This window comes from Actinocrinis sp. (genome assembly GCF_035650855.1).
Taxonomy (GTDB): Bacteria; Actinomycetota; Actinomycetes; order Streptomycetales; family Catenulisporaceae; genus Actinocrinis.
This window is the reverse complement of the sequence record NZ_DASRGV010000323.1, coordinates 17,014-28,276: the sequence shown is the minus strand read 5'-3', so window position 1 is coordinate 28,276 and position 11,263 is coordinate 17,014. Positions and strand designations below refer to the sequence as shown.

The following is an 11,263-nucleotide window of genomic DNA, read 5'->3' as shown; positions in this document are numbered from 1 at the left end:
GAGGCCGTCCGAGGTGGTCAGCCGCTAGGCCGGTTTAGCCGGCCGCCAACCTGTCGCTGGCCGGCCTCCGACGTCAGCCGTTGCCGCCGTTTCCTCCGCCACCGCCGAGCAGGCCACCGCCGCCGGACGGCGTGGCACTCGGCGACGGGCTGTTCGAGGGGCTCGCGGCCGGCGAGGGACCGTTCGAGCAGAACACCTTCACCGTGCTGCCCTTCGCGGCCTGGGCGTTGGCCCCGGGGTCGGTCCCGATCGCGTTGCCGGCCTGCACATCGTTGCTGAACTGATTGACCTGCTGCGTTTGGAACCCGGCGCCCTGGACCGCCTGCAGCGCCGAGGTGCAGCTCTGGTTGATGACCGACGGCACCGTCGTGTTGCCGGGGCCGCTGGAGACGATCACGGTGATCTGGGTTGTCAGCGGCACGGCCTGCCCGGCCAGCGACTTGCCGTTGCCGTCCTGCAGGTCGATCACGTTGCCGGCCGGGACCGTGCTGCTCGCCTGACTCTGGTCCACCAGGTTGTTGAAGCCGTTGCTGCGCAGCGTCTTCTCCACCGTGTCCTTGGTGTTGGTGTTCAGCGCCTGCGTGTTCGGCAGGGTCTTCTGCTGCGCCCCGGCGGACAGGCAGTAGTTCACCGCGGAACCGGAGCTGGCGTTGGCCCCGCTCTGCGGGTTCTGCGAGATGATCTGCCCGGCCGGGACCGTGTCGCTGTTCGCCGCGTCACCGGAGCAGGTGTTGCTGCCGATCTTCAGGCCGTTCGCGCTGAGCACCTGCTCCGCCTGCGCGAGCGTCTTGCCCGTGATCGGCGGCACGGCCGTGGTCTTGCCGTTCGACCCGTTGCCGCCCAGCAGCTTGTTGAAGACCACGAAGGCGAGCACGATCGCGATCACGGCGACCACGGCCAGGATGATGTACCCGGTCTTGTCGGACTTCTTGTTGCGCCCGCCGTTTCCGCCCGCCGAGTCTCCGCGACGACGGACCGCGTCCTCCGGCGGCGCGTCCTCGAACGAGGGCTGATACTGCGTCGGCTGGTAACGCGTCGGCGGCCCGTACCCAGCCGTGGTCTGCCCAGCGCCATAACCCGCCGCGCTCGACACAACCTGCGTTGGCGTATTCGCAGCGCCGTACCCCGCCATGAGCGTCGGGGCCGCGGCGATCGGCCGGCCGTCCAGCGCCCGCTCGATGTCCGCGCGCATCTCATCGGCGGACTGGTAACGCTCGTCCGGGTGCTTGCCGAGGGACTTGAGCACGATCGCGTCCGCGACCGCGGGCACCTCGGGATCGTGGTGTGACGGCGGCAGCGGCGCCTCCCGCACGTGCTGGTACGCCACGGCGACCGGCGAGTCACCGACGAACGGCGGACGCCCGGTCAGCAGTTCATACAGAAGGCAGCCGGTCGAGTACAGGTCGGAGCGTGCGTCGACCGTCTCGCCCTTGGCCTGCTCGGGGGAGAGATACTGCGCCGTGCCGATGACCGCGGAGGTCTGCGTCATCGTCATGCCCTGGTCGCCCATGGCCCGTGCGATGCCGAAGTCCATCACCTTCACCGCGCCGGCCCGGGTGAGCATCACGTTGGCCGGCTTGATGTCGCGGTGGATGATCCCGTTGCGGTGGCTGTAGTCCAGCGCCTGGAGCACCCCCGAGGTGATCTCCAAGGCCCGCTCGGGCAGCAGTCGGCGGCCCGAGTGCAGCAGATCGCGCAGCGTCGAGCCGTCCACGTACTCCATGACGATGTAAGGCAGCGACACGCCGCCGATGTAGTCCTCGCCGGTGTCATACACCGCGACGATCGCCGGGTGGTTGAGGGAGGCGGCGGACTGTGCTTCGCGGCGGAACCGGGCCTGGAACGTGGCATCCCGCGCCATGTCGGCGCGCAGCGTCTTGACCGCGACCGCGCGGCCCAGCCGGATGTCGCGCGCCATGAACACCTCGGCCATGCCGCCGCGACCCAGTACCGCGCCGAGCTCGTACCTGTTGCCCAGGCGACGCGGCTCTTCCATCTGTTCAGCCCTTCCCCTGTCGCCGATCCGCCGGGCCCTGTGCCCGCGGGAGGCGGCGATCCGCCGGGTTCCGTCTCAAACCTGCTCTGCGCGATTGTTTCACGGCGAGCGAGGCGCGCAGTAGAGCTTGGCGGCAGTGGCGTCATACCTGCGCGCCGGGGGAGCACGAGCCGGGTCCCCGGGAGGTTCACTCCCGCCGGGTCACCGGCGCCGGTCGCGCCTCGCCGGATCAGTACCGCGGATCACTTCTGCGAGCCGAGCACCGCCTGGATCACGTCCTTCGCGATCGGCGCGGCCAGCGTGCCGCCGAAGATGTCGCCCGCGTTCGGGTTGTTGTCCTGCACCAGCACGGCGACCGCGACCTTCGGGTCGTTCGCCGGGGCGAAGGACACGAACCAGGCCAGCGCGTTCTGCCCGGCGCCGCGTTGCGCGGTGCCCGTCTTGCCTGCGACTTGGACGCCGTTGATCTGCGCAGCGGTTCCCGTGCCGTTCTGCACCACCGAGACCATCATGTCCTTCAGCTGGTTCGCCTGGTCGGAGGTGATCGGGTTGTACAGCTGGTGCGGCTGGGTCGTGGAGATCACGCCGCCCTTGGTGTCCAGCTCCTGCTTGACCAGGTAGGGCGCCATCATCACGCCGCCGTTCGCGACGGTGGCGGCCATCAGCGCGCCCTGCAGCGGGGTCATCCGCACGTTGAACTGGCCGATCGCGGACTGCGCCACCGAGGCGTCGAAGGTCACGTTCTTCGGGAAGGCGGAGGAGGCCGCGGTCATCGGCACCGAGGGGCCCTGCTGGTTGAAGCCCCACTTCTCGGCCTCGGCCTGCAGCTTCGCGCCGCCGACGTCGAGGCCGACGGTGCCGTAGACGGTGTTGCAGGACTGCGTGAACGCCTGGATCAGGGTGGTGTTGCCGCAGGTCTCGCCGGCGTCGTTGGACAGCGAGGCGTTGGTGTCCGGGAAGGTCAGCACGTTCAGCGGCGACTGGATGACGGTGTTCTCGTCCACCGGCTGGCCGTTGATGCCGTTGTCCATCGCCGCGGCCGAGGTGATGATCTTGAAGGTGGAGCCCGGCGGGTAGGTCTGCAGCAGCGCCCGGTCAAGGTTTGGCTGCAGCGGGTCCGCGGCCAGCGCGTTCGCGGCCTTGGCCTCGTCGGTGGTGTTGTGCGTGGCGAGCTTGTTCGGGTCGAAGGACGGGGCGGAGACCAGCGCCAGGATCGCCCCGGTCTTCGGGTCCAGCGCCACCACCGCGCCCTCGACCTCCTTACCGTTGCCCACGTTCGCCAGCCCGTTGTACGCGGCCTGCTGCGCGGCGGCGTTGAGCGTGAGCACCACCGAGCCGCCGCTCTTGCCCTTGTTCTCAATCGTGTTGAGGAACTGCTGGGTGGCCAGCCGCGAATCGGTGCCCTGCAGCAGCGCGTTCTCGTAGTGCTCGATCGAGGTCGAGCCGTAGTTCACCGAGAAGTAGCCGGTCGCCTGGGCGTACAGCGGTCCGTTTACGTACTGCCGCTGGTACTTCAACGTGCCGGTGGTCGGCGTCGAGGTGGCGATCGCCTTACCGTCCACGATGATCTCGCCGCGCGGGTTCTGGAACGCGTAGATCAGATTGCGGCGGTTGTCCGGGTGCGACGAGTACGACGACGCGTTGACGAACTGGATGTAGTTCGCGTTCACGAACAAGGCGGCGAACAGCGCGAGGCAGAAGATCGCCACCTTCTTGATCGGCCGGTTCACGCCTGCACCACCTGGGTCATCTCGTCACTGAGCGGAATCGCGGGCGGCAGCGGGCGCCGGGCCGCGTCGGAGATCTTGATCAGCAGCGCCACCAGGATCCAGTTGGCCATCAGCGCCGAGCCGCCGTACGCCAGGAACGGCATCGGCAGGCCGGTCAACGGGATGATCCTCGTCACCCCGCCCGCGGTGATGAAGACCTGGAGCGCGAAGGTCGCCGCGAGGCCCGCGGCGAAGAGCTTGCCGTAGGGGTCGCGGACCAGCAGCGCCGTCTTCACGCCGCGCACCACGATGATCGCGTACGCGATGAACAGCGCGGTGAGCCCGACCAGGCCGAGTTCCTCGCCCACCGTCGCCAGCATGAAGTCGGCGTTGTTGGCGAAGCCGATCTGGTAGGAGTAGCCGCGCCCGAGCCCGGTGCCGAAAAGGCCGCCGTTGGCGAACGCGTAAAGCGACTGGGCCAGCTGCCGGGTCTGTCCTGTCACGTCCGAGAACGGGTGCAGCCAGGCGTGCACGCGGACCATCACGTGCGAGGACATGTTCGCGACCGCGGCCGCGCCGCCGACGAACAGCAGCAGGCCGAAGATCAGCCAGCTGGTGCGCTCGGTGGCCATGTACAGCATGATCACGAAGGCGCCGAAGAACATCAGCGAGACGCCGAGGTCGGTCTCCCGGATCAGGATCAGCATCGCGAAGGCCCAGCAGACCAGGATCGGCCCGAGGTCCCGGCCGCGCGGCAGGTACAGCCCGAGGAAGCGGCGGCTGGCCAGCGCGAGGGCGTCCCGCTTGGCGTGCAGATACGCGGCGAAGAAGCTGACCAGCAACAGCTTGCCGAACTCGGCCGGCTGCACCGAGAAGCCGCCGAGCCTGATCCAGCTGCGCGCGCCGTTGACCTCGGAGATGCTGGCCGGCAGCACCGCGGGCAGCGCGATGAGGAAGAGCCCGACCAGCGCCGAGAGGTAGGCGTAGCGCTGGAGCACCCGGTGGTCGCGCAGGAAGATCACGATCACGATGAAGACGGCGAGGCCGAGCACGGTGTAGATCGCCTGGTTCGGTGCGGCGCCGCCCTTCGGGGCCAGCTTGTTGGCGATGTTGTACGGGTCGAGCCGGTAGATCAGCACCAGGCCGAGCCCGTTGATCATCGCCGCGACCGGCAGGATCACCGGGTCGGCATAGGGCGCGAAGCGGCGGACCACGAGATGCGCGGCCAGCAGCGCCACGCCGAACTCCGCGCCGAGCGCCACCATGTTCGCCGGGGTCTTGCCGGTCATCGCCTTGCCGACGTCGGCGTACGCGAACAGCGCGATGCCGAGTGCGAACAGCAGCAGCATCGCCTCGACGTTGCGCCGCTTGGGAACGTCCGGCTCGGCGGGGGCCTGGGCCGCCGAAGCGGCCAACGGCGTACTCGTCATGCGCATCACGTTCCTGTCATCCTGGTCGCCGACGCCGCGGTCGGCTCTCGCCCGTCGCCGTCGTCAGCTTGACCCGTTACCCGACGCAGAGCCGGAAGCACCCGGACATTGCGCCGAGAGTTGGTTCGATTCGGCGATGCTCGCGCTGGGCGACGGGCTCGGCTTCGGGGCCGCGGACTTGCTCGCCGTCGTGGACGGCTTAGCGGTCCCCGTCGGCGCGCCGGTCGCAGACGGAGAGACGCTCGCGGACGCGATCGGGTTCAGCGAAGCGCTTGGGGCCGTGGTCAGCGCGGTACAGTCCGCGCCGAGCACCGACAGGGTGTGCACGATCGACTGGGCGTCAGACAGGCTGGTCGCGGTTATCGTATTACGCACCCATTCCTGACTGGCCGTCGGCAGGGTACTGACCGCGACCTGCGGGTCCGTCGAGTACACGTGCGAGAGTCGGAAACCGACAACGGATGTGTTCACACCCTGGTAGATGGCGACTTTGCCGTTATCGGATGCAACGTAGTACTGCTGCTGCGTCCAGTAGTACGCGCCGCCGCCCAGGCCACCGACCACGACCACGACCGCGGCCACGCCGATGACCACCGGCTTCACCCAGCGTCGCCGCTTGGGATCAGGCGCCCAGTCGCCTACTTGGGGACCCTCCGGGTCGTCGGCGGGCTTTTCGTGCCGGTCGCGCCTGCGCAGCCGGGCCGCCCTGCCGGCGGGGGTGTCAGCCGGGATCTCGTCGGTGTTTCGCGGTGCCGCGCCCGCGTTTGGCCCGCCGGGTGGGGCGGGCGGCGCGCCAAAAGACGGGAGGCCCGCACCTCCGGCGTGCTCGGCGGCCGCTCCCACCGTCACCGGCATCTCGATGTACTGAGTCTCCGCGTTGGGCGAGGAGCCCGGTGCGCTCGGGTCGAAGACGTCGGCCACGATGCAGGTCACGTTGTCCGGCCCGCCGGCCCGCAGCGCGAGCTGGATCAGTGACTCCGCGGCCTGATGCGGGTCCGCGTATCCGGCGAGGGTCGACTCAAGGGTGTCGAAGGACACGAAGCTGGACAGGCCGTCGCTGCACAGCATCAACCGGTCCCCGGCCTGAACGTCCGTCAGGGACAGGTCCGCGTCGGCGACTTGGCCGCGGCCGTCGAGCGCCCGCATCAGCAGAGAGCGCTGCGGGTGGTGCCCCGCCTCCTCCTCGCTGATCCGACCCTCGTCGACCAGGCGCTGCACCCAGGTGTGATCCGCCGTCAGCTGTTCGAGACGACCGCCGCGCAGCCGGTATGCCCGTGAGTCGCCGATGTGTGCGAAGGCGACGCTCTGCTCGCTGAACAGGAACGTGGTGAGAGTGGTGCCCATCCCCTCGAGCTGAGGGTTGTCCGTGATGATCGAGTGCAGCCGCTCGTGCGCCTCGCCGATCCGTTCGGCCAGGGCGTGCACCGGGTCGGCCGGAGGCTGCGGCGTGGCCGGGGTGTCCAGCTGCGCGATGGTCTGCACCACGACGGAGGAGGCGAGCTCGCCCGCCGCCTGGCCGCCCATCCCGTCGGCCACCACCAACAGCCGCGGCCCGGCGTACCCCGAGTCCTCGTTGCCGTCGCGGATCAGCCCGACGTGGGAACGGGCCGCATATCGCAGGGACAGGCTCATCTACGCTTCTTCCGCTACTTCCGCAGCTCGAGGACGGTCTTGCCGATACGGATCGGCACGCCCACGGGAACCGGGGCGGGGCCGGTGAGCTTAGTCCGGTCCAGGTACGTGCCGTTGGTGGAACCCAGGTCTTCCACCACCCACTGACCCGAGGAGTCCGGGAAGATCCGGGCGTGGCGGCTGGAAGCGAAGTCGTCGTCGAGCACGATAGTGGAATCGTGCGCGCGGCCGAGCGTGATCTGTTGCGTTCCCAGCGGAACGCTGGTGCCCGCCAGCGAGCCGGAGGTGACCAGCAGCTTGGTCGGGGTGCCGCCCCGGCGCGGGCGCGCGGCCGCCTGGCCGACCGGCACGGCCCCGGAGACCGGTCTGGCCGAGGGCCGCGCGGCGCGGATCCGCGAACCGGCGGCTCCGAACAGATCGGTGCGAATCACCGCGATCGAGATCAGGACGAACACCCAGAGCCCGACCAGCAGACCCAGCTTCATCAGGGTGAGGGTGAGACCGGTCATCGTCCTTTACTAACTCCTCGAAGCGGTTGCCGCGCGGAAACCGTACCCTGAGACGCCGGATACGCCATACCCGCCGGCATGGTACGGGCAAGCGTTGTCACCCGCACCGACGTCGGCGCTCTCCGGTTCGGTTCAGCCCTGCCGGAAGACGATCGTGGTGTTGCCCAAGTGGATCACCGACCCGTCCCGCAGTTGGGCCTGGCGCACATGCTGGTCGTCCACCACGATGCCGTTGGTCGAGCCGAGGTCGGAGATCACCGAGGGCGACCCGGTGCGGATCTCGGCGTGCCGCCGGGACACCGAGGGATCGTCGACCCGCAGATCCACATCCGTGCCACGGCCCATAGACGTCACCGGACGGGTCAGCGGATGCCGCACGCCGTTGATCTCAACCCAGAAGGACGGGGCAGCCGGACCACCCATCGGCGGGCCGGCCGGCGGATAACCGCCCGGTGCGGGCCGCGGGGGTGCGCCCACGCCGCCGGCGCCGCCCATTCCGGCCATGCCCGCGCCCATGCCGCCCGCAGGCGGGTAACCCGGAGCGCCGCTGTACGGCGCGTAGCCTGCCGCAGGGTCCTGGTAGCCGCCGGGAGCACCCGGGCCCGGCATCTGCACCACGCCGGCCAGTGCCTGCGAGCGGATCCGGAACATGCCGGTGGCCAGGTCGGGAGCGCGCTCGAACTTCACCTCGACCGGCCCGACGAACATGTAGCGCTGGTCGCGCCCGTGCTCCTGGACCAAGTCGGCGAGCTCGGCGGAGAGCGGGGCCGCGTACGTCGTGAGCCGGTCGTAGTCGTGGTCGCCGAGCTCGACGGTGAAGTCGTTCGGCACCATGGTGCGGCCGCGGCTTACCACCGCCGCGCGATCGTCGCATTCGCGTTGCAGCGCGCTGGCGATCTCGACGGGCTGCACCTCCGACTTGAAGGCTTTCGCGAAGGCGCCGTTGACCAACCCCTCAAGGCGACGCTCGAAGCGCTGTAGAACTCCCACGGACACCCCCTTCAGGCGTGTAGGCGGTCGCTGGCTGTGGCTGCACGCGGCTCCGCGCCGCGGCCGTCGGACGACCGGGCCGGTTACGTGTGCACCTCGTACTCTCTCATTGCGCGCGCGTTCGCCGCAGCGCCGCGCCCGTAAGAGTGAGTGCGAGGCAGGTCAAGCTGACGTTTCGCCACTGATCGTATCTTCGCCGACCGGACGGACGTCACCTGTTCGCCACCATCCTCCCCCGCAGCGGGGATTCCACGCGTCCGCGGTTTGCTACCGCCTCGAAACGATTTGGGACCGCGCCAGGTCGACTGCTATGGTCATCCTCGTTACGCGCGAGTGGCGGAATGGCAGACGCGCTGGATTCAGGTTCCAGTGCCCGCAAGGGCGTGGGGGTTCAACTCCCCCCTCGCGCACCGAAGTGCACCGATGTAAGTCGGATGCCAGGGTGATGTTATTAATTGGCGGAGATGGTCACTGACCGTCTCCGCCTCTTTTGTATGCCGGCGCCAAGTGCCCCACGAGGCCCGCGCCGCCGTCAGCTGAGCACTGATTCACCTCTCCGTGTCCCCGAGGGCTTGACACGATGCCGCGGCAAAGACCTATTGTGCTATGCAACTAGATGAATAGAGGTCACGGTGATCGAGTTCCATCTGGACCCGCGCTCCGGCGTCGCCCCGTACCTGCAGATCGTCCAGCAGGTACGCCAGGCGCTGCTGCTCGGCCTGCTGTCCGAGGGCGACCAGCTGCCCACGGTCAAGCAGGTCGTGGCGAAGGTCGCGATCAACCCGAACACCGTGCTCAAGGCCTACCGCGACCTCGAACGCGAAGGACTGGTCGCCGCGAAACCCGGGGTCGGGACCTTTGTCACCAGGACCCTGGGCCAGGCCTCGCTCACCGAGCACGAACCGCTGCGCAACGACTTGGCCGGGTGGCTGAAGCGGGCCCGCGCCGCCGGTTTGACCGAGGCGGCGATCGAAGCCCTGTTCACCAGCACGTTCCGCGCCACCGCCGAAGAGGAGAGATGACCGCGATTCTGGAAGCCCACGCGCTGGGCATGCAGTACGGTCGGCGCCGAGCGCTCACCGACTGCACCTTGAACATCCCGCCCGGGCACGTAGTCGGCCTGGTCGGGCCGAACGGTGCCGGAAAGTCGACGCTGCTCAAGCTCGCCTGCGGGCTGCTGAACCCGACGTCGGGAAGCATCACCGTGCTCGGCGAGACGCCGGGTTCCGGGCGTGAGCAACTCGCTCGCGTCGGCTTCCTCGCCCAGGACGCCCCGGTGTACCCGCACCTGTCCGTCGCCGACCACCTGCGGCTCGGCGCCCACCTCAACCCGCGCTGGGACCAGGATTTCGCCGAACGGCGCGTCGCCCAGCTCGGCCTCGACCCGACGCAGAAGGCCGGGAAGCTCTCCGGCGGCCAGCGCGCCCAACTCGCCCTGACCGTGGCGGCGGGCAAGCGACCGGAACTGCTCCTGCTCGACGAACCGGTCGCCAGCCTCGACCCGCTCGCCCGCCGCGAGTTCCTCAAGCACCTCATGGAGTCCGTCGCGGACAACGACACCAGCGTCGTCCTCTCCTCGCACCTGATCTCGGATCTAGAGCGGGTCTGCGACTACCTGATCGTGCTCGTCTCCTCCCGGGTGCGCCTGGCCGGCGAGGTCGACGAGGTCACCGCCGCCCATCACCGGATCGTGTGCACTCGGCGCGAACCCGACGCGCTTCCGGCCGGGCTCCAGGTGATCTCCGCGGAGCACACCGACCGGCAAAGCACCTTCGTCGTGCGCAGCGACACCCCGCTTCCGGTCGGGGACTGGGCTGCGGAACCCCTCGGCATGGAAGACCTGGTGCTGACCTATATGGAAAACGCCGATTCGAGCCTCCGGCCGGCGACGCGGGACGCGGAGGTCGCCCGATGATCTGGCTGACCTGGCGTCAATTCCGCACGCAGACCCTCTTGGCAGCCGCCCTCCTCGCCGCGGCAGCCGTCTACCTGCTGATCACCGGGACGCAGCTGCGGCATTCCTACAACGCCGACCTGCTCAGCTGTCACGCCCCGAACGCGCAGTACACCTGCATGGGGCTGCTCAACGGGCTGCAGACCCAGTACAACGGGCCGCTCAACCTGATCGAACTGCTCGTCATGGGTACGCCGGCCCTGGTCGGGATTTTCTGGGGCGCGCCGCTGATCGCCGGGGAACTCGAGCGCGGCACGCATTACATGGCCTGGAACCAGTCGGTGACCCGCGGCCGCTGGCTCGCCGTGAAGCTGTGCGCGATCGGGCTGGCCAGCATCGTGACCGCCGGTCTGGTCAGCCTTTTGATGACCTGGTGGGCCAGCCCACTCGACACCATGTCCGGCAACCGGTTCGGTACCCAGGCCTTCAACGCCCGCAACATCGCGCCGCTCGGCTACGCCGCCTTCGCCTTCGTGCTCGGAGTCGCCCTCGGGCTGCTGATCCGGCGCACCTTGCCCGCGATGGCCGCCACCCTCGCGGTGTTCATCGCGGTTCAGTTCCTCGTCACGGTCGCGGTCCGGCCGAACGTGATGCCCTCGACCACCACTACCGTGCCGATCAACCAGACCACGATGAGCCAGGCCGCTCGATTCGACCGTTCCCCGCAGGACACCGGACCGGTGGCCATCGACCTGCCGACACCTGCCGGAGCGTGGAACCTCGGCGAAACTCCGGCCCTCAACAGCGCCGGCCGGCCGATCCAGACCAGCGAGGTCCTCACCTGCTGGTCTCAGCTGCTCAGCAAGGGCCCGGTCGTGGTCAAGGGCGGCCCTCCAGCCGGCTTCGGCTCCCTCGGCGCCTGTCTCGCGCCGCTCAACCTGCACGTCAACATCAGCTACCTGCCTGCCAACCGCTACTGGCCGTTGCAGTGGATCGAAACCGCGCTCTACACCGTCTTAGCCGCACTCCTGGCCGCGTTCTGCTTCCGGCGCGTCCGACGAGTCAGCTGAACAAGTAGGGCTAGGGACAGGAATTGGCGGAGC

At 69.0% G+C, this 11,263-nt stretch carries 9 protein-coding genes and 1 tRNA gene; 4 read left to right on the top strand and 6 right to left on the bottom strand.

What is annotated here, in order from left to right; translation table 11 throughout:
- Positions 1-73: 73 nt before the first annotated feature.
- The 6 genes from pknB to VFB40_RS23150 all read right to left on the bottom strand — a co-directional run bounded on the left by pknB (position 74) and on the right by VFB40_RS23150 (position 8,266).
- A complete protein-coding gene (gene pknB / locus VFB40_RS23175; RefSeq protein WP_324854089.1) occupies positions 74-1,996 on the bottom strand; it encodes a Stk1 family PASTA domain-containing Ser/Thr kinase in 1,923 nt (640 codons plus the stop codon).
- Positions 1,997-2,238: 242 nt separating this feature from the next.
- Entirely contained in the window at positions 2,239-3,726 is a 1,488-nt protein-coding gene (locus VFB40_RS23170) for a peptidoglycan D,D-transpeptidase FtsI family protein (RefSeq protein ID WP_324854087.1), read from the bottom strand.
- Positions 3,723-5,135 carry an FtsW/RodA/SpoVE family cell cycle protein gene (locus VFB40_RS23165; RefSeq protein ID WP_324854085.1) on the bottom strand — a complete coding sequence of 471 codons (1,413 nt, stop codon included), beginning with the start codon at positions 5,133-5,135 and terminating at the stop codon, positions 3,723-3,725. Before VFB40_RS23165 ends, VFB40_RS23170 begins: the two co-directional genes overlap by 4 nt.
- A 63-nt stretch (positions 5,136-5,198) precedes the next feature.
- On the bottom strand, positions 5,199-6,767 hold the full coding sequence (locus VFB40_RS23160; RefSeq protein ID WP_324854083.1) for a PP2C family protein-serine/threonine phosphatase: 1,569 nt from the start codon (positions 6,765-6,767) through the stop codon (positions 5,199-5,201).
- Positions 6,768-6,781: 14 nt separating this feature from the next.
- A complete protein-coding gene (locus tag VFB40_RS23155) occupies positions 6,782-7,276 on the bottom strand; it encodes an FHA domain-containing protein FhaB/FipA (RefSeq protein ID WP_324854081.1) in 495 nt (164 codons plus the stop codon).
- Between the two features lie 132 nt (positions 7,277-7,408).
- Complete coding sequence (locus VFB40_RS23150; protein ID WP_324854079.1) at positions 7,409-8,266, bottom strand: FHA domain-containing protein; 858 nt, start codon at positions 8,264-8,266, stop codon at positions 7,409-7,411.
- 327 nt (positions 8,267-8,593) lie between these two features.
- Between VFB40_RS23150 and VFB40_RS23145 the strand changes: the two genes are divergently transcribed.
- The 4 genes from VFB40_RS23145 to VFB40_RS23130 all read left to right on the top strand — a co-directional run bounded on the left by VFB40_RS23145 (position 8,594) and on the right by VFB40_RS23130 (position 11,230).
- Positions 8,594-8,676 (top strand) — tRNA-Leu (locus VFB40_RS23145).
- A 222-nt stretch (positions 8,677-8,898) separates the two neighbouring features.
- The gene (locus VFB40_RS23140; protein ID WP_324854077.1) at positions 8,899-9,288 is read left to right on the top strand and encodes a GntR family transcriptional regulator; all 390 of its coding nucleotides are present in this window, start codon (positions 8,899-8,901) and stop codon (positions 9,286-9,288) included.
- Complete coding sequence (locus tag VFB40_RS23135) at positions 9,285-10,181, top strand: ABC transporter ATP-binding protein (protein WP_324854075.1); 897 nt, start codon at positions 9,285-9,287, stop codon at positions 10,179-10,181. Before VFB40_RS23140 ends, VFB40_RS23135 begins: the two co-directional genes overlap by 4 nt.
- Positions 10,178-11,230, top strand: a complete 1,053-nt coding sequence (locus VFB40_RS23130; protein ID WP_324854073.1) for an ABC-2 membrane transporter-related protein — start codon at positions 10,178-10,180, stop codon at positions 11,228-11,230. The genes VFB40_RS23135 and VFB40_RS23130 overlap by 4 nt, the downstream gene beginning before the upstream one ends.
- Positions 11,231-11,263: the final 33 nt, after the last annotated feature.